Origin of the sequence: Clostridioides sp. ZZV14-6009 (assembly GCF_020658095.1) — a bacterium.
In the GTDB taxonomy this organism is placed as follows: Bacteria; Bacillota; Clostridia; order Peptostreptococcales; family Peptostreptococcaceae; genus Clostridioides.
On record NZ_JAGWDG010000001.1, the window covers coordinates 542,505 to 561,182 of the forward strand.

Genomic DNA, 18,678 nt, shown 5'->3' on the forward strand with positions numbered 1-18,678 from the left:
TTTACTTTGAAACAATCCCTTTTTAACGTATTTTTATTCCATTTTATCAATTAGATTATTGTTTTTACTATAATTAATAATAAAGTTTTTAAAACTATTAACAGCAGGAGTTAAATATTTATTTTTCATTGTAGCTAAATATATGTATCTTTCATGTATAGGATTTGTTATTGATAAAACCTTTACATTAAAATATTTAAGAGCAAAAATATTGGGAACGACTGCTATACCGTAGTTAATAGAAACTAAACCTGCAACAGCTGTATCTTCTTCTGTTTCACATATAATTTGTGGCTTTACATCAACTTTTTCAAAGAGATTATCAATAATTGGTCTAACTCCACTATCTTCACTAAAGAATATAAAAGGGTAATCCTTTGTATCTTTTAAGTCTACACTATCATTTGAGGCCAGAGGGTGGCTATATGGTACTATTACAACCAATTCCTCCTGAAGTATAGATGTAAAATCTATGTTGGGTTCATTTGGAACAAAAGAGCAAAATGCTAAATCAAACTTTTCATCTTTTAAACCCTGGATAATCTTTTTAGTGGTACCTTGGCCAAATGAAAATGAAATATTTTTATTTAACTCTTTTTCTAAAAACTTACCAAGTATATCTGGAATGAAGTAAGCTCCCAATGTATAAATAAATCCTAAGTCTATAACACCTTTTGATATACTGGTATATTCTCTAAGCTTTTTTTCTCCTCTTTCTAATTCACCCAATGCTTTATCAACATAAGTTAAAAAAAACTTACCATATTTAGTCAAACGAACATTTCTACCTTGTTTTTCAAATAAAAAGGTTCCCAGCTCTTTTTCAAGAGCAGATATAGCATGACTTAAGCTTGGTTGAGTTATAGACAATTGTGTAGCTGCTTTTGTATAGTGTTCAACTTTGGCTAAAACTCTAAAGTAATGCAAATGATTTAGGTTCATTGATATTCAATCCCTTCATAAGTAATGAAATTCGAGTTATTTCTACATAATTATACCATATTATACCATAATTCATAGATTAATTCTATTAATATTAAGAATAATATGCATTATATTAATAATACTTAAATAATATAATGAAATTACAAGAAAGAGTGTAAAAAAATTAAATGTAAGTATATTTAACCTTTATGGTTATATAGATTATAAAAAAATATATAGTACTGAATTTTTTAAACACTTAAAAATTTAAATATATTAATGGATTTGAAATTACTATAAGTTGAGTAATACAAACTTTTAAAATATAGATATAGCAAAAATACATGTGATTAAATGATTTACATACTATAAGAATTGTTACTTTAAGGATAAAATGAAATATTACTGTAGAATTAGTATTGTTATGACTTATAGTATTTTTACGATATAATAATACTGTGAAATAAAATGAATATAAAATCTGATAAAACTTCTATATTTGTGGAGGAGAAATATGAAAAATATAGTACAAGTAAAAAATATTAGAATAGGAGAAGGTATACCTAAAATCTGTGTACCAATAGTTGGAAAAACTAAAGAAGAAATTATTGAAGAAGTTAATGACTTAAAGGGAATTTGTTTGGATGTTGTAGAATGGCGTGTTGATTTCTTTAAGAGTGTAGAAAATATTCAACAAGTTAAAGAGGTCCTTAACGAATTAAGAAAATATATACCAGATATACCTCTATTATTTACATTTAGAAGTATAAAAGAAGGTGGAAAAAAATTAATATCAAAAGATTATTATACTATTTTAAATAAGGAAATTTCTAATACAGGATTAATAGACTTAATAGATGTAGAGCTATTTATGGGAGATGAAATTGTAAATGAAATAGTCGAGTTTGCTCATAAAAAAGAAGTAAAAGTAGTCATGTCAAATCATGATTTTAATAAAACTCCCAAAAAAGAAGAAATTATATGTCGTTTATGCAAAATGCAAAAACTAGGAGCAGACTTACCTAAAATAGCTGTTATGCCACAAAATGAAAGAGATGTTCTAGTGTTGCTTACAGCTACAAATGAAATGGTTCAAGTTTATGCAGATAGACCAATAATAACTATGTCTATGGCAGGAATGGGAGTTATAAGTCGTTTGTGTGGAGAAATATTTGGCTCTTCATTGACTTTTGGAGCAGCTAAAAAGGTTTCTGCACCAGGTCAAATATCAGTTGAAGAACTAAATTCAATACTACACATATTACATAAAAGTATTAATTAATTTAAAAGTATTGATTATATATGATGAAGGTTGATGATGTACTATAAAATATGATTTTGTAGATTTAGTAGGTAATATTATTAATATAACTAATATGTGAAATTATGGAAAAGTAATAATTTTATAAAAATAATTGATAAATATAAATTAAATTATATATGTATATTATGTATATATTGTAGTCCAATAGTGATATAATAATATAAAAAATTTTTATAGAGAGTGAGATTACATATGCGAAAACTTGAAGAGATATTAGAGTATAATAAATCATTTGTGGAAAATAAAGAATATGAACAGTATGCAACATCAAAACATCCAAATAAAAAAATAGTAGTCTTATCTTGTATGGATACAAGATTAACTGAACTTTTACCTAAAGCTATGAATCTTAAAAATGGAGATGTTAAACTAATAAAAAATGCAGGTGCTACTATAATGCATCCATTTGGAAGTATTATGAGAAGTATTTTAGTTGCAATTTATGAATTTGATGTGGATGAAGTTATGGTTGTAGGACACCATGGATGTGGTATGTGCAATGTGGATACAGATAAATTACTAAATAAAATCTTAGATAGAGGAATATCAAATGACGTAATACTTACACTTCGTAGTGCCGGAATTGATACAAAACAATGGTTACATGGATTTGATTCAGCGGAAGATTCTGTAAAAGATAGTATTAATTTAATAAAAAATCATCCTTTAATTCCAGAAGGAATTATTGTGCATGGTTTGATTATATCACCAGAAACTGGAAAAATAGATGTTGTTGTAAATGGATATGAGGATAAATAATATACTGTTATAATATATAAGTAATATATTATTAAATAAGAAGTTGTTTCAAAATTTATTTTATTTTGAGACAACTTTTTTTATTGATAAATTTATGAAAAGGTTTATCTTAAGGTTTTTAATGAAAAATATAAGTAGTTAGCTAATTAAAAAACTTACTATTATTTATTAAAATCATAATCAATTAATAAAAAAATATTTAATAAATGAAATTTATATGAATTTTTTATAAATATATTGAAAAAATGCATATGTTATAGTAAAATAATCATTAGCCGACTAAGTAATATAAAAATAAGGAGGGTAAGTATGAATAGTAATTCTGAAGAAAAATTAAATGATGTTTTTTTGCAATTGATGCGAATATATTTTATAAGAACTCATTTTTATTTTGATAAATTAGGTTTGTACCATGGTCAGCCACAAATACTATTTTCTCTTAAGATGAAAAATGGCCAAAGTCAAAAAGAATTAGCAGATAAAAGAAAAGTAAAAGCATCTACAACTACAGTTATGGTAAAGAGAATGGAAAAAGCTGGGCTTGTAGAAAGAAAACAAGATGAAAAGGACCAAAGAATTTCTAGGATTTTTTTAACAGATAAAGGTCTAGAAGTATGTAACAAAGTAGAGGAATTTAACAAAGAATTAGAAAGAGAATTCTTCTTAGGGTTTAGTGAAGAAGAAAAGATAGTACTTAGAAGACTCCTAATGCAAGTTAGAGACAATTTGAAAGCAGGATGTCATAAACATGAGCATGAAAAATATTTTTAAGGTTTAAAACAATGTTTTTCAATTTAATGCTATTAGACTAATTAATATTACAGAGGGGAAGAAGTGTATGTTTAAATTAATTAAATATTTAAAGAAGTCAGCCTTATCAATAGTAGTAATAGTATGCTTATTGGTAGTTCAAGCAGTATGTGACCTTTCTTTACCAAAATATACATCTAATATAGTAAATATAGGTATACAGCAAGGTGGAGTAGAAAACTCTGTTCCATCTATAATTAGAAAAAGTGAACTAGATAAGATTACTTTATTTATGGATAAAGATAATAAGGATAAAGTATTAGATAATTACACTTTACTGAATAAGGAAGATTACAGCAAGTATAAAGATAAGTATCCAAATTTAAAAGACGAATCTCTTTATGAGTTAAATACTAAAGACAAAGATACTATAGATGAGTTAAATAGTATTTTTGGTAAATCTATTTTAATTGTATCAGGTCTTGAAGGAGATAGTAAAGAAGTAAAAGCAATGAAATCTCAGATAATGAGTCAACTTCCTACACAAGGGACTCAAGGTGGAGAAGTTGATATATTTAAAGTGTTATCAATGATGCCAATAGAACAACTAGACAAATTAACTAAAGAGATGAGCAAAAGCTTTGAAAGTATGCCAGAAAGTATGATAACACAAAGTTCAGTATCATATGTAAAAGCAGAATATGAAAAAATAGGTATTGATACAGAAAATATGCAAAATAATTATATCTTACTTACTGGTGCAAAAATGCTTGGTATAGCTATGATTAGTATGGTAGCTACAATTACAGTTGGATTTTTAGCAGCAAGAGTAGCAGCAAGTGTAGGAAGAAATTTAAGAAGTGGAGTTTTTAGAAAAGTTATGTCATTTTCAAATAGTGAAATGAATGAGTTTTCTACAGCATCACTAATCACTCGTAGTACAAATGATATTCAACAGATACAAATGTTGATGGTTATGCTACTTAGAATAGTTTTTTATGCTCCAATAATGGCTATAGGAGGAATAATAAAAGTTTTAAATACTAATACTTCAATGGCTTGGATTATAGCAGTTGCAGTAGTAGCTATTTTATCTTTAATAATTGTATTATTCTCAGTTGTTATGCCTAAGTTTAAATTGGTTCAAAAGCTTGTTGATAAGTTAAACTTAGTAAGCCGTGAGATAATTACAGGTATTCCAGTTATCAGAGCTTTTAGTACTGAAAAACATGAAGAAAAAAGATTTGATGAAGCAAATAAAAATTTAACTAAAACAAATCTTTTTGTAAATAGAGTTATGACATGTATGATGCCTGCTATGATGCTTATAATGAACCTTATTACAGTTCTTATAGTTTGGAGAGGTGCATATAGTGTTGATTCTGGAGCAATGCAAGTTGGAGATATGATGGCATTTATACAATACACAATGCAGATAATAATGTCATTCTTGATGATATCAATGATATCTATTATGCTTCCAAGAGCGTCTGTTTCAGCTACACGTATAGATGAAGTATTGGTATCAGATATAAGTATCAAAGACCCAGAAAAATCAAAAGTACAAGAATTTAAAGAAGATAAAAAAGGTCTTGTTGAATTCAAAAATGTTTCATTCATGTATCCAGATGCAGAAGAAGCTATATTGACAGATATATCCTTTACAGCAAAACCAGGAGAAACAACTGCATTTATAGGAAGCACTGGTAGTGGGAAGTCTACTCTTATAAATTTAATTCCTCGTTTCTTTGATGTTACTGAGGGGGAAATATTATTTGGTGGAGTTAATATAAAAAATGTTTCTCAACATGATTTAAGAGAAAAAATTGGATATGTACCTCAAAAAGGAGTATTGTTCTCTGGTACTATAGAATCCAACTTGAAATATGGTAGAAAAGACGCAACAGATGAAGAAATGAGAGCTGCAGCTGAAATAGCTCAAGCTACAGAATTCATTGATTCTAAACCAGAAGCTTTTAAAACTGAAATTTCTCAAGGTGGAACAAATGTCTCTGGAGGTCAAAAACAAAGACTTTCTATTGCAAGAGCAATAGCAAAAAATCCAGAAGTTTATATATTTGATGATAGTTTTTCGGCTCTTGACTTAAAAACTGATGCAGCTCTTCGTAAAGCTTTAAAATCACAAACTGCTGAGAGTACAGTATTAATAGTTGCACAAAGAATTAGTACCATCTTGCATGCAGAACAAATAGTTGTTTTAAATGAAGGAAAAATAGTTGGAATAGGAACACATAAAGAGCTTCTAAAAAATTGCGAAGTTTATGAGCAAATAGCTTTATCACAACTTTCAAAGGAGGAGCTAGCTAATGAGTAGAATGGGAAAAGGTCCTATGGGAAAATCTATAGGAGCAGGACAAAAAGCAAATGACTTTAAAGGGACCATGCGAAAACTAATTGCATACTTATCTAAATTTAAAATATCAATAATTTTGGTAATTGTATTTGCTATTGGTAGTGCATCGTTTTCTATAGTAGGTCCAAAAATTTTAGGTAAGGCAACTACAAAGATATTTGAAGGATTAGTGAGCAAAGTTTCTGGAGGCAATGTAGGTATAGATTTTGATGCAATTGGAAAAATTTTAGCATTATTACTTTGCCTTTACTTGGTAAGTGCACTATTCTCTTTTATACAAGGATTCATAATGAGTGGAATTTCTCAAAAAGTATCCTATAATTTAAGACAAGAGATTTCAGTAAAACTAGATAGATTGCCAATGAAGTATTTTGACACTAAAACACATGGTGAAATACTATCAAGAATTACAAATGATATAGATACTCTAAATCAAAGTTTAAATCAAAGTATGACACAACTTATAACATCAGTAACAACTATGATAGGTGTTTTGATAATGATGCTATCTATAAGTGGTATTATGACATTAGTGGCAATTTTAATATTACCAATATCAATGTTTGTAATTTCAAGAATAGTAAAGAAATCACAAAAATACTTTAGATCTCAACAAGAATATTTAGGGAATGTAAATGGGCAAGTTGAGGAAACTTATAGTGGTCAAACAATAGTAAAAGCATTTAATCGTGAAGAAGAAGCAATTAATGAATTTGATAAATTAAATGATAGTTTGTATAATTCAGCATGGAAATCTCAATTTTTGTCAGGGATAATGCAACCACTTATGATGTTTATTGGAAACTTAGGGTATGTAATGGTATCAATCTTAGGAGGTTGGCTTGCAATCAAGAAGACAATTGAGGTTGGAGATATACAGTCATTTATACAATATGTAAGAAACTTTACACAACCAATGACTCAGATTGCACAGGTTGCTAACTTACTACAGTCAACAGCAGCAGCTTCTGAAAGAGTATTTGAGTTTTTAGAAGAGGAAGAAGAAGACCAAGTTGTTGAAAATGCAGTTTCAATAGATGGTTTAGAAGGTAAGATTGATTTTGAAAATGTCAATTTTGGATATAATTCAAATAAGACTATAATAAATGATTTCTCAGTAAATGTTAAACCTGGTCAAAAAGTTGCTATTGTTGGACCTACAGGAGCAGGTAAAACTACTATAGTTAAGCTTTTAATGAGATTTTATGATGTTAATAGTGGTTCAATACTAATTGATGGTCATAATATTAAAGATTTCAATCGTAGTGAGCTTAGAGAAATGTTTGGTATGGTTCTTCAAGATACATGGTTATTTAGTGGCTCAATTATGGAAAACATAAGATATGGTAAACTAAATGCTACAGATGAAGAAGTTATAGAAGCAGCTAAATCTGCACATGTTCATAGATTTATCAAAACATTGCCAGATGGATACAACATGAAATTAAATGAAGAAGCAAGTAATGTTTCTCAAGGTCAAAAACAATTATTGACTATAGCTCGTGCCATTTTAGCAGACCCTAAAATCTTAATATTGGATGAAGCTACAAGTTCTGTTGATACTAGAACAGAAGTATTAATTCAAAAAGCTATGGATAATCTTATGGAAGGTAGAACAAGCTTTGTTATAGCACATAGATTATCAACTATACGTGATGCTGATATGATTCTTGTTATGAATGAAGGAGATATAGTTGAACAAGGAAACCATGAGGAACTTCTAAAGAAAGGTGGATTCTATGCTAATCTTTACAATTCTCAATTTGAAGAAGACGAAGCAATGTAGTAAGAATTTACTTTAAAATATTAGTATCGTTATGAGATAAATATAGAATAAACTAGGTAGATAAGATTATATTTTGTAAGATATAATCTTATCTATTTTTTATGTATTTACAAAGTATGTATTTTGTTATAATATATAGTAAGGAAAATGTTGGAGGTGATTATCAAAATGTATATTTAATCGTATTCTTTAAATTTTATTAATAATAAAATTTAATTTTAATAGTTAACAATTATGTAAAGTTATGTATTTTAGTTACTTTTATTAGTTGTGTAAAAAACTACTTAAATTTAAGAATTGGGTTAAATATAATATAATAATCACATATTAGTCAACTAGATTGGCATATTTTTAATATATATTTAGAATTTTAATCCTTCTTATAATGTAAGTAGCTTGTTTTGTATTACTTAGATTTATAAGGAGTTTTTTTATTGAAAAAACTACATAATATAATTGAGGAGAGGTGTTTTAAAGTGATTTTTTATATAAGATTAAGAAAATAACGCACGATTATGGTTATTATAATATTAAATTAGAAGTATAATTTAAGGATAAAATTAAACAAGCAAATTCTTAATGAATTTAATTATAGAGCCATAATCTCGTGCTATATATTAAATAAAAAATAGTATATAAGGAGAATATGGATATGGCAAAAAAAGGAATAATAGTAGGACTAAATATAAATAATAAATCTGAGGATTTTAATGAACTAATGATTGAGCTTGAAAACTTATGTTTAGCATGTAATATTGATGTTGTAGGAAGTATAACTCAAAATGCAAAGCAGGTTAATAGAGCATATTATATTGGTACAGGTAAAGTTGAAGAATTATTAAATTTAATAGAGCAAGAAAAAGCAGATATAGTTGTATTTTATAATGAGCTTTCTACATCACAGCTTAAAAACCTTGAAGAAAAATTTAACTGTGAAATTATAGATAGAACAGCATTAATACTTGATATATTTGCACAAAGGGCAAAAACTAGAGAAGCCAAGCTTCAAGTGGAAGTAGCAAGCTTAAGATATATGTTACCAAGACTTATAGGCTCAAATGAAAATTTAGGGCGTCAAAGTGGTGGAGTAGGTACCAAAAATAGAGGTTCTGGTGAAAAGAAATTAGAGCTTGATCGTAGAAGAATAGAAGAAAAGATAACTTCTCTAAATAGGGAATTAGATGATTTAAAATTCCAACGAGAAACTCAAAGAAATATGAGAAAAAAATCGAATCTTCCAAATGTAGCTTTAGTTGGATATACAAATGCTGGGAAATCTTCAATAATGAATGAATTAGTTGATATATTTAAAAACTCTGAAGAAAAGAAAGTATTTGAAAAAAACATGCTATTTGCGACATTAGAAACTTCTATTAGAAACATAGTTCTTCCAGATAATAAAGAATTTTTATTGTCTGATACAGTTGGATTTGTAAGTAATCTACCACATGATTTAGTAAAAGCATTTAGGTCAACATTAGAAGAAGCATGCGAAGCAGATGTGTTATTACATGTTATTGATGTTTCAAATCCAAGCTATAAAAATCATATTAAAGTAACAGAAGATACTTTAAAGCAAATTGGAGCAAATGATATCCCTATAATAAATGTTTACAATAAAATTGATTTAGTTCAGGAAGAATTATTAAATGATATTGTAGATGATATAGGCAAGGAAGGGATATTTGTTTCAGCCAAAAAAAATATAAATATAGATAAAATGATAAAATGTATTTGTGATAGTATATTTAAAGATTATGTAAGATGTAAGCTTTTGATTCCATACAGTGAAGGGCATGTAGCTTCTTATTTTAATAATAATACAAGTGTCATAAATACAGAATATATGGAAGAGGGAACTCTTTTAGATGTAGAATGTAGTAATATAGAATATAACAAGTATAAAAAGTATGTTTTAGAATAAACTTGGTAAAAGGTATTGTAATCTAGAATTTACTTAAAGCAGTTAATTTAGAGTTAAGTTGTAAAATTATTATAAATTATAATTTGTATAAAGCGGTATAGCTATCTAAGCTATACCGTTTTATTATATATAATAAAAAATAAGATTATTGACATAAAAGTAATTAATTAATATAATATAAGGTAACTAGTTACTAATTATAGCTACTATCAATATTAAGGAGATAATTGACATGAAAAATACAGTGATAATTTATAAAAGTAAGTATGGTTCAACAAAAAAATATGCAAAATGGCTTTCAGAATCATTAGGTTGTGATATTTTTGAAATTAAGGATATTAATCTAGAAAAGATTAGAGATTACAATACAATTATCTTAGGTGGAGGTCTTTATGCTTGCAATATAGCAGGAATTTCTTTTTTTAAAAAGCATTATGAGAAATTAGCAGGTAAAAATCTAATTGTTTTTGGTGTAGGAGCATCTCCATATGATGATTCAGTAATAAGAAAATTGAGAGAAGTTAATTTTAAAGATAAGTTGAATAATATTCCTTGCTTTTATTGTCGTGGGGAATGGGATGAAACAAAAATGTCATGGCTTGATACTACTCTTTGTAGTTTTCTTAAAAAGTCAATAGCTAAAAAACAACGTCAGGGTTTTAATCCAATAGAAGCTCCTTTATTATTGGGAGAAGATTTTGATTGGTGTGATAAAAAGTATCTAAATCCAATACTTGATTATGTGGATAAACTTCAAAACACAAACTTATAACTATATTGTAGTTTATAGAGTAGTTAATTCTTAAAAATACAATTTCTTTATTAGTTCTCCTGTATCTAAAAGGGGGGCTTTTTTTATTTGTAAATTTATGTTATATTGATAAGAATTTATTATTGTATAAAAATGATATTAATAGAAATTTAAACAATTTGTTTTAAAAATAGAGTAGTCTAAATTCTTAAAGAGGGGGTTTTAAATAGTGGATATAAATAAGCTAGTAATGATGCAAAGGGAATACTATAATACAGGTAAAACAAGAGATGTATCATTTCGTTTAGAACAGTTAAAAAGGCTAAAGTCAGCTATATTACAAAATGAAGATAAAATACTTGTGGCATTAAAACAGGATTTAAATAAATCAAATTTTGAAGGATTTATGACAGAAGTAGGTATTTTATATAGTGAGTTGAATTTTGCTATAAAAAATATAAAAAAATGGAGCAAAACGAAAAGAGTTCGTTCAAGTATGGTCAATTTTCCATCTATATCTAAGATTATTCCTCAACCTTATGGTGTCACACTTATAATGTCACCTTGGAATTATCCATTTCAATTAGCTCTTATACCATTAGTTTGGTCATTAGCAGCAGGAAATTGTGCAATAATAAAACTTTCTGAGTACTCTGTATCAACTTCACATATAATTAAAGATATACTTGAAAGTATATTTTCAAAAGAATATATTGCAGTAGTTCAAGGTGACCAAGAAGAAAGCGAAAAAGTACTTTTAGAAAAATTCGATTATATATTTTTTACAGGAAGTACTGCTGTAGGTAAAGTAGTTATGAAAGCAGCATCAAAGCATTTAACTCCTATAACTTTAGAGCTAGGAGGAAAAAGCCCTTGTATTATATTAGAGGATGCAGATATAAATCTTACTGCAAAAAGATTGACATGGGGAAAACTAATAAATGCAGGACAAACTTGTGTAGCTCCAGATTATATTTTAGTACATGAGAATAAAAAAGATGAGTTAATAGAGAAAATAAAATATTATATTGAACAGTATTTTGGAGAGAATCCATGTGATAATGAACAATTTCCTAAAATCATAAATGAAAAACATTTTAAACGTATAATATCCCTTATTGATATGGAAAAGGTAGTATATGGTGGTAATTATAATAACCATACATTAAAAATAGACCCAACTATAATAGGTGATGTTAGTTGGGATGATGATATAATGAAGGAGGAAATATTTGGACCAGTATTTCCTGTTTTGACATATAAAAACTTAGAAGAAGCTATACAAGAAGTTATACAAAGACCAAATCCACTAGCTCTTTATATATTTACAAAAAATAAGTATCTGGAAAATAAAGTTTTAGAAATGATTCCAGCAGGAGGATGTTGTGTAAATGATACAGTTATCCATATAGCTACTAATTACTTACCATTTGGGGGTGTTGGTGAAAGTGGTATGGGCTCATATCATGGTAAAGCAGGATTTGATACATTTACTCATTATAAAAGTGTATTAAAAAAATTAAATTTAGATATTCCTATTAGATATGCACCATATAATGATAAATTAATTAAAATTCTTAAAAAAATGATGTAAACTATATTGTAGAAAAAATACAAATCAAATTAAAAATATATATTTTGATTATATTTTATCAAATTAAAAATTTTAATTTGGCATATTTGTTATAAAAGTAGTAATTTTGTGATAAAATTTAATTATATAGAAATAAGGAGGAACAAATGAAAATTAATTGGAATACAAAGTACACGACAATAGCAATTTATACGTTTATAATAGCTGCTTGTAGTATTATATTCTATCTTGTATCATCACAAATTGATGTATTCTCTAACAATTTAGATATTATGTTTACAACATTACAGCCATTTATAATAGGGTTTGCTATTGCATATCTTCTGAATTTTATTCTGAAATTTTATGAAGAAAGGCTTTTTATCAAAAGTGAAAAATTAAAAAAACTAAAACAAAAATCAAAAAGAGGATTGGGCCTTTTATTAACATATGCAACAGCTGCATTGATACTCTACTTATTTATGCAATTCGTATTACCTCAAGTAATTGAGAGTATTGTTGGATTAGCAAATGATATACCTATGTATGTAAACAACGCAACTAAGCTTCTTGATAAATTAATGACTGATTTAAATCTTGATGAACAATACTTTAATTTAGCAGTAGATAAATGGAATGAATTTGTCACATACATTATAAAATTTGTAACAGACTTAATACCAATATTAGGAAACATGTTGAAGAATATAGCTTCTAGCATATGGAATATTGTACTAGGATTGATTGTTTCAGTATATTTACTAATTGATAAAGAAAAATTCTATGGATTAAGTAAAAAAATAACTTATGCACTTTTTACAGAAACACAAGCTGCTAAAATTCTAGAATTAACTCACAGAAGTAACTATACATTTGGTAGATTTTTAGGTGGTAAGATATTAGATTCATTTATTATAGGTATTTTGACATTTGTAATACTTACAGTAGTAAAAATGCCATATGCATTATTAATATCAGTAATAATTGGTATTACAAATATTATTCCATTCTTTGGACCACTGTTTGGAGCAATACCATCTACAATAATAGTAATGTTTGTTTCTCCAATACAAGCACTATGGTTATTGTTAATTATATTAATAATACAACAAATAGATGGAAATATTATAGGACCTAAAATACTTGGAGACTCAATTGGGATATCTGCATTTTGGATTTTATTCTCATTGTTGGTTGCAGGTAAATTATTAGGCTTTGTTGGAATGGTAATAGGAGTTCCTCTATTTGCAGTAATTTATTCTATAATTAAAGATGTTATTGAGGGTAAATTAGATAAAAAGGGGTTACCAACAGATACTTCTGATTATATGTAGTTAAAAATATATAAATTAATAAAATATTTAAAGCACTGAGACAGCTAAAATCTTGGTGCTTTTTAGATAATAAATTCATTATAGAAGAGGTGTTTTTTGTGGCATTTATAGAATGTAAATTTAAATCAAAATATACAGGAGGAGAAACTGATATAATCGTAGTTTTACCTGTAGCAAATGGAAAAGAACTTTTTACTGGTAAAGAAATATATGATTTTGAAGGTAAGTTTAAAACTTTGTACTTATTTCATGGGCTGGAAGATGACCAAAGTTCATGGATTAGATACACTAATGTAGAACATTATGCCAAAAGTAAAAATATAGCTTTAGTAATACCAAGAGTAGAAACTAGTTTTTACACAGATATGGTGTATGGACATAAATATTTCACCTTTGTAAGTGAAGAGCTACCTAAATTTGTTAGAGCTATATTTCCTTTATCAGATAAGAGAGAAGATAATTTTGTAGCTGGGATGTCTATGGGAGGATATGGGGCTTTAAAATTAGCACTTTCAAAACCAAATGAATTTTCAGCTGTAGCAAGTTTTTCTGGTTCACCTGATATGATTCACGAGTTGGAAAATCAGCAAATAGAAACAAATGCTGATATTCTATTCCATGACTTTGGAAAACCAGAAGATGCTAGAAATAGTGAGAATGATTTACTTTACATACTTAAGAATCTTAAAGAGAGTAATAAAGATATTCCCAAAATTTATCAATTTTGTGGTGATAGGGATTTTTTATATAAGAATAACCAAACCTTTAAAAAATATGCAGAATCTTTAGATGTTGATATTGTATATGAAGAGTGTGTTGGTGGTCATGAATGGCGTCTATGGGATTTGTGGATAAAAAAATTTATAGATGTAATTGGATAAGTACTTTATTGTCATTAGGGCAAAACACTATAAAGTATTTTTAAACGTAATAAAGACTGAAATATTAAAATGCAATTATGATTTCAAAATTTCAGTCTCTAAAAAGTTCAATAAAATTTTATTAAGTTCTTATGCGAGTTATTATTGGAGTAAAATTATCAACTATATCTATATAGTATTTACTTAATTCCTCTAAAATATCTTCGCATAAATCAGTGCTGTGACCAAGGTTAATTAGAAACTGTTTTGTAAAATATTTTATTACAGATTGAGAAGATATATCATATTTATGTGAAGTATAGACCCTAATTATCTCTGGTTTCATAGCGAGTATACCAATACAAGAAAGTATCAATTCGTCATGTTCTATAGATTCTTTTTCATTAACATATCTTTTCATGACCATTTCAGTTACACTTCGTTGATAGCTTAAAATAGCTTCCTCATAAGCTATATCTAAATAAAAGTTTCTATACGCTTCATTTTTTAAAAGAAAACAAAGGTCAGCATTCATAGCAAGAAAGAACATCATCATTGTACCTTCTTCATGATAATTATAGATTAAAGATTGCATTTCATTCCTTATATCTTCATATATTATAGCTCCGATTTCACTTTTACTTGAGAAATAATAACTTATTAAGCCTAAATTTATATTGGCTCTTTCTGCAATTTGCCTAGTTGTTGTCTTGTGATAACCTTGTTCAAAAAATAATTCTCTAGCAGCACTTATAATACTAGCTTTTGTTTCCTTACCTTTTTCTGATTTTGACATATTTACTGTGTATACCTTTCTTTTCAATCTTTTTTTGAAAATTTGCTAACTATAAGTATCGTAACCGAACCACCTATTATAGGTACTAGGATTCTGTCAAAGACAGTGAGGATGCCAATCATATTTAAAAATGCTAATATTGCACTTACTATAACAGCACAGATAGCTCCTTTTTTTGTAGCACCTTTCCAGGAAAGACCAATGACAAATGGTGCAAATATTACGCCTGTACATAATGGTGCTGGCCAAAACAATAGTTCTAATAAACTGTCAAACTTGAGTGCTATAACTGCTCCTATTATAGCTGTTAAAGCTGAGGCAATTTGAGAGTATTTAAGAGTATTTTTTAAATCATTAAACTCTATATTAGGATGCAATAATTTATTATAAATATCTCTCGATATTATGGCACTCATTGAGGTCATTAATGAGTCAGCTGTAGACATTATGGCAGCTAATATAGCAGCTAAGAATAATACCGAAATTAAAGGAGGTAGAGTTGTTGATATCATTTGAGGTAAAACCTGAACAGATGATATGTTTGGAAATAAACTACCACCAATAGCTCCAATTATGCCTATAGGGAAAGCAAGAAATAATAGTATAAATCCTGCAATAACACTGCTTTTAACTGCATTTTTAGCATTATCAGCACATTGGTATCTCAAAAAACTTTCATAAGAAAATATTGAGCCTAAAACCAATGGTAAAACTGTATACATAAAATCACTAAGCGACTTATTTCCTGGGAAGAATGGTTCTTTTACCATTGATTGTAACATAAGTAAAGGGTTGTCGCCAACTAATTTTAAGCTTATATAAGCCACTATTGGCAAAAATACTACACAAATAGCTAGTTGAATAAATGCTGATACTGCAACTCCCCACATTCCTGATGCATAAGTATATATAATGATTACTATGACTCCTACAATTACAGCTATATCATAAGGAATACCAAATGCAGTAGATACAGAACCAAAAGATATTAATTGACTGCCCATAATAGCTAATATTGATATTGGTGTTACAAGACATTGATAAGCTCTTAAGAATATACTATGACCATATCTAGTTTCAATATAGTCAGCAGGTGTTATATCACAGGATAAGCTTCTTAATTTTCCTGCAAAAAATGCATTTACAAAACAAGCTAAAGCCGCACCTATAGTAGAGTACATACCAACCCATAGTCCTCTTTCGGCTCCCCATTGAACTCCACCAACCAAACATCCTCCCCCAAAAGATGTAGCAGCAATAGTTGCAGCAAGTATGGGTAAAGGAAGATTTCTACCCGCAATTAGGAAATCGGATGCTGTTTTAACTTTTTTAGAAAAATAAAAACCAATCCATATGTACACTGCACACGTAGCAATTAAAAGTAACATAATTTTTTCTCCTTATATAATATTTTTTAAATAAAATTTATAAAATATATTTTAAATATATTTTATATCAAAGTAAGACAATATTGATTTTAACTGGCTTTGGATTAGTGTAGCTACAATAATTTAACATATGATGTTATGTAAAAGTTAGATAAAATAAGAAAATTGAAAATTCTGAAATTAAACGTTATAATAAACGTTTACTTGGTATATTCTTTTTTTGTAATTGTAACATGCTTTTATTTTAAAATCAATAGTACATGTATAAAAATAAAAGGGATTTAAAAGGCGGGAAAATATTTTTAATATCTACTTGTAGTATATAAATATAGCATAAAAATTATTCTTGAATAAATTTGTAATGATTTAAAATAACTAGAATTTTGATGAAATAATTTGAAATATATATTTTAGTGCCGCTTTAGATGCATATATTAATAAAAATATATATTTAAATTAAGTATAAATGCCTTTTTAGTTCATTTAAGTAACAAAAAAATAAATCCAAAAAGTGTTTGACAATTATGAATTTTGAGAATATAATTAAATTAAAATTATACACATATAAAAATTTGATTCGAATTATAGAAAGCATAGCGTAGGGTTTGAAATTCAAATTATTATACGTGAATAAAAATAAAATAAAGAATAAATTATGTTAAGGAGGGGTAGATGTGAGTAGTCAAGAAAGCAAACCAAAAGGAAACCTTATATCAAACTTTAGAGATGATATGAGAGACCCTAAAAAGAGAGCAGTATACACTTACTCAGGTTCTATAAATTTGGCATATAATTTTATAGGCTACTTTGTATCAACAGTAACAAACATATTTTTAACTGATGTAGCAAAGCTTGGTGTAATTATGGCAGGTGGTATGCAAATAATACAATCTTTCATAAAAATGGCCGTGGCTCCGATAACAGGGACTATATTTGACAAGCAACCATTTAAAAAAGGAAAATATTATCCTTGGCTTAGGTATGCACCTGCAGCATTAGCACTAACATATGGAGTATTTTTCATAGTTCCATTAATGAAAATAAGTCCAACATTACTTTTACCTTTAATGACAGCATTATTGTTAATAGCATCTTGTGCTCAACAAGTAGTTTTCACTATAATCTATGCTATTTACCCTGTGGTTACTAAAACACCTAGAGACAGAGTTATAGGTTCAACTACTACAAATATATTCAAAGAAGTTGGAAAATTTTTAGTAGGTTTTTCATATCCGTTATTATTAGTTTTATTTGCAGATGTACTAGGTGGAGAAGGAATGGGTTATTTAGGTACTTATCTATTCTTTGCAGTAGGATGTCTTCTAGTATTTTGGTTTTCTTCAACAGAAATAATAAAGTCTGGAGCAGAAGCTGAAGTACTTCAAAAAGAAGAAAAACCAAAAATTAAAGCAAGTGAAATGCTAAAAGCTTTATTTACTAATGTACCACTTATGATGGCATTCTGTTTAGAGTTTCTTATATGCATAAGATCTATAGGGCTAGGACCTTTAGCTCCTTATTACTTTAAGTATGTAATAGAAGATGAACGTGGCTTGGCAGTATTTTTAGCAATAATGCCTTTGGTAAGTGTAGGATTTATGTTTTTCGCACCAGTGTTTATAAGAATTTGTAAAGAACAAAAATTAGCTTCAATAATTTCTTTCTCTATATGCGCATTATGTCACTTGTTAGTTGCATGGACTCCTTGGGGGAGAACAACTTTAGGGGTAACTATGCTACTGGCAATTGGTGGAGGTTTCTCAAATGTAGTATCAATAATAAATCTTAACTTCTTTGCTGGTTCTTGTGATTATGGACATTGGAAATCAGGAAAAGATTTACCAGGTCTAAGTATGTCACTATATCCAGTTGCAATACAAGTAGGTGTACTACTTGCGACTACTATAAGAACAATTTTAATGAATTCAATGGGATATCAAGCTGATATGGTAGTTACAGCAGCAGTTAAAACAGGTTTTATAAATATGATTTCTTACTCTATGGCAATACCTTTAATAATAGCTATTGTTATAGCAATCTTATATCCAGTAAGTGATAAAAAATTAAATCAAATAAGAGAAGAATTAAATCAAAGAAATGCTTAATAAAAAATTTGAGTAAATGACTTAGTTTAG

14 protein-coding genes are annotated in these 18,678 nt (G+C 27.7%); 11 read left to right on the plus strand and 3 right to left on the minus strand.

What is annotated here, in order from left to right:
- Window positions 1–33 precede the first annotated feature (33 nt).
- A complete protein-coding gene (locus KGF36_RS02330) occupies window positions 34–942 on the minus strand; it encodes a LysR family transcriptional regulator (protein WP_227828839.1) in 909 nt (302 codons plus the stop codon).
- A 496-nt stretch (window positions 943–1,438) separates the two neighbouring features.
- On the opposite strand from KGF36_RS02330, the gene aroD reads away from it, so the two are divergent.
- The 10 genes from aroD to KGF36_RS02380 all read left to right on the plus strand — a co-directional run bounded on the left by aroD (window position 1,439) and on the right by KGF36_RS02380 (window position 14,380).
- Complete coding sequence (gene aroD, locus KGF36_RS02335) at window positions 1,439–2,206, plus strand: type I 3-dehydroquinate dehydratase (protein ID WP_227841060.1); 768 nt, start codon at window positions 1,439–1,441, stop codon at window positions 2,204–2,206.
- Window positions 2,207–2,440: 234 nt separating this feature from the next.
- Window positions 2,441–3,007: a beta-class carbonic anhydrase gene (locus tag KGF36_RS02340; RefSeq protein ID WP_227828837.1), complete on the plus strand. Its 567-nt coding sequence runs from the start codon at window positions 2,441–2,443 to the stop codon at window positions 3,005–3,007.
- 309 nt (window positions 3,008–3,316) lie between these two features.
- Window positions 3,317–3,778 carry a MarR family winged helix-turn-helix transcriptional regulator gene (locus KGF36_RS02345; protein WP_227841331.1) on the plus strand — a complete coding sequence of 154 codons (462 nt, stop codon included), beginning with the start codon at window positions 3,317–3,319 and terminating at the stop codon, window positions 3,776–3,778.
- 67 nt (window positions 3,779–3,845) lie between these two features.
- Window positions 3,846–6,092: an ABC transporter ATP-binding protein gene (locus KGF36_RS02350; protein WP_227841332.1), complete on the plus strand. Its 2,247-nt coding sequence runs from the start codon at window positions 3,846–3,848 to the stop codon at window positions 6,090–6,092.
- Complete coding sequence (locus tag KGF36_RS02355; RefSeq protein ID WP_227434881.1) at window positions 6,085–7,917, plus strand: ABC transporter ATP-binding protein; 1,833 nt, start codon at window positions 6,085–6,087, stop codon at window positions 7,915–7,917. Before KGF36_RS02350 ends, KGF36_RS02355 begins: the two co-directional genes overlap by 8 nt.
- Before the next feature lie 652 nt (window positions 7,918–8,569).
- The gene (gene hflX / locus KGF36_RS02360) at window positions 8,570–9,841 is read left to right on the plus strand and encodes a GTPase HflX (protein WP_413926877.1); all 1,272 of its coding nucleotides are present in this window, start codon (window positions 8,570–8,572) and stop codon (window positions 9,839–9,841) included.
- Between the two features lie 232 nt (window positions 9,842–10,073).
- Window positions 10,074–10,613, plus strand: coding sequence for a flavodoxin domain-containing protein (locus KGF36_RS02365; RefSeq protein WP_227828833.1), 540 nt, complete (start codon window positions 10,074–10,076; stop codon window positions 10,611–10,613).
- A 208-nt stretch (window positions 10,614–10,821) separates the two neighbouring features.
- The gene (locus KGF36_RS02370) at window positions 10,822–12,186 is read left to right on the plus strand and encodes an aldehyde dehydrogenase (RefSeq protein ID WP_227828832.1); all 1,365 of its coding nucleotides are present in this window, start codon (window positions 10,822–10,824) and stop codon (window positions 12,184–12,186) included.
- A gap of 146 nt (window positions 12,187–12,332) precedes the next feature.
- Window positions 12,333–13,499: an AI-2E family transporter gene (locus tag KGF36_RS02375; protein ID WP_227828831.1), complete on the plus strand. Its 1,167-nt coding sequence runs from the start codon at window positions 12,333–12,335 to the stop codon at window positions 13,497–13,499.
- 98 nt (window positions 13,500–13,597) lie between these two features.
- Window positions 13,598–14,380, plus strand: a complete 783-nt coding sequence (locus KGF36_RS02380; protein ID WP_227828830.1) for an alpha/beta hydrolase — start codon at window positions 13,598–13,600, stop codon at window positions 14,378–14,380.
- A 121-nt stretch (window positions 14,381–14,501) separates the two neighbouring features.
- Here KGF36_RS02380 and KGF36_RS02385 read toward each other — a convergent pair whose 3' ends face one another.
- On the minus strand, window positions 14,502–15,155 hold the full coding sequence (locus tag KGF36_RS02385; RefSeq protein ID WP_227828829.1) for a TetR/AcrR family transcriptional regulator: 654 nt from the start codon (window positions 15,153–15,155) through the stop codon (window positions 14,502–14,504).
- Window positions 15,156–15,178: 23 nt separating this feature from the next.
- On the minus strand, window positions 15,179–16,543 hold the full coding sequence (locus KGF36_RS02390; RefSeq protein ID WP_227828828.1) for a sodium:solute symporter family protein: 1,365 nt from the start codon (window positions 16,541–16,543) through the stop codon (window positions 15,179–15,181).
- Window positions 16,544–17,217: 674 nt separating this feature from the next.
- Here KGF36_RS02390 and KGF36_RS02395 point away from each other — a divergent pair.
- On the plus strand, window positions 17,218–18,648 hold the full coding sequence (locus tag KGF36_RS02395) for an MFS transporter (protein ID WP_227828827.1): 1,431 nt from the start codon (window positions 17,218–17,220) through the stop codon (window positions 18,646–18,648).
- Window positions 18,649–18,678: the final 30 nt, after the last annotated feature.

What these genes read in the sequence shown, in the direction of transcription:
- KGF36_RS02390 (WP_227828828.1), bottom strand. Translation starts at nt 16,543, where the DNA reads ATGTTACTTTTAATTGCTACGTGTGCAGTGTACATATGGATTGGTTTT.
- aroD (WP_227841060.1), top strand. Translation starts at nt 1,439, where the DNA reads ATGAAAAATATAGTACAAGTAAAAAATATTAGAATAGGAGAAGGTATA.
- KGF36_RS02365 (WP_227828833.1), top strand. Translation starts at nt 10,074, where the DNA reads ATGAAAAATACAGTGATAATTTATAAAAGTAAGTATGGTTCAACAAAA.
- KGF36_RS02330 (WP_227828839.1), bottom strand. Translation starts at nt 942, where the DNA reads ATGAACCTAAATCATTTGCATTACTTTAGAGTTTTAGCCAAAGTTGAA.
- KGF36_RS02375 (WP_227828831.1), top strand. Translation starts at nt 12,333, where the DNA reads ATGAAAATTAATTGGAATACAAAGTACACGACAATAGCAATTTATACG.
- KGF36_RS02355 (WP_227434881.1), top strand. Translation starts at nt 6,085, where the DNA reads ATGAGTAGAATGGGAAAAGGTCCTATGGGAAAATCTATAGGAGCAGGA.
- KGF36_RS02340 (WP_227828837.1), top strand. Translation starts at nt 2,441, where the DNA reads ATGCGAAAACTTGAAGAGATATTAGAGTATAATAAATCATTTGTGGAA.
- hflX (WP_413926877.1), top strand. Translation starts at nt 8,570, where the DNA reads ATGGCAAAAAAAGGAATAATAGTAGGACTAAATATAAATAATAAATCT.
- KGF36_RS02350 (WP_227841332.1), top strand. Translation starts at nt 3,846, where the DNA reads ATGTTTAAATTAATTAAATATTTAAAGAAGTCAGCCTTATCAATAGTA.
- KGF36_RS02385 (WP_227828829.1), bottom strand. Translation starts at nt 15,155, where the DNA reads ATGTCAAAATCAGAAAAAGGTAAGGAAACAAAAGCTAGTATTATAAGT.
- KGF36_RS02345 (WP_227841331.1), top strand. Translation starts at nt 3,317, where the DNA reads ATGAATAGTAATTCTGAAGAAAAATTAAATGATGTTTTTTTGCAATTG.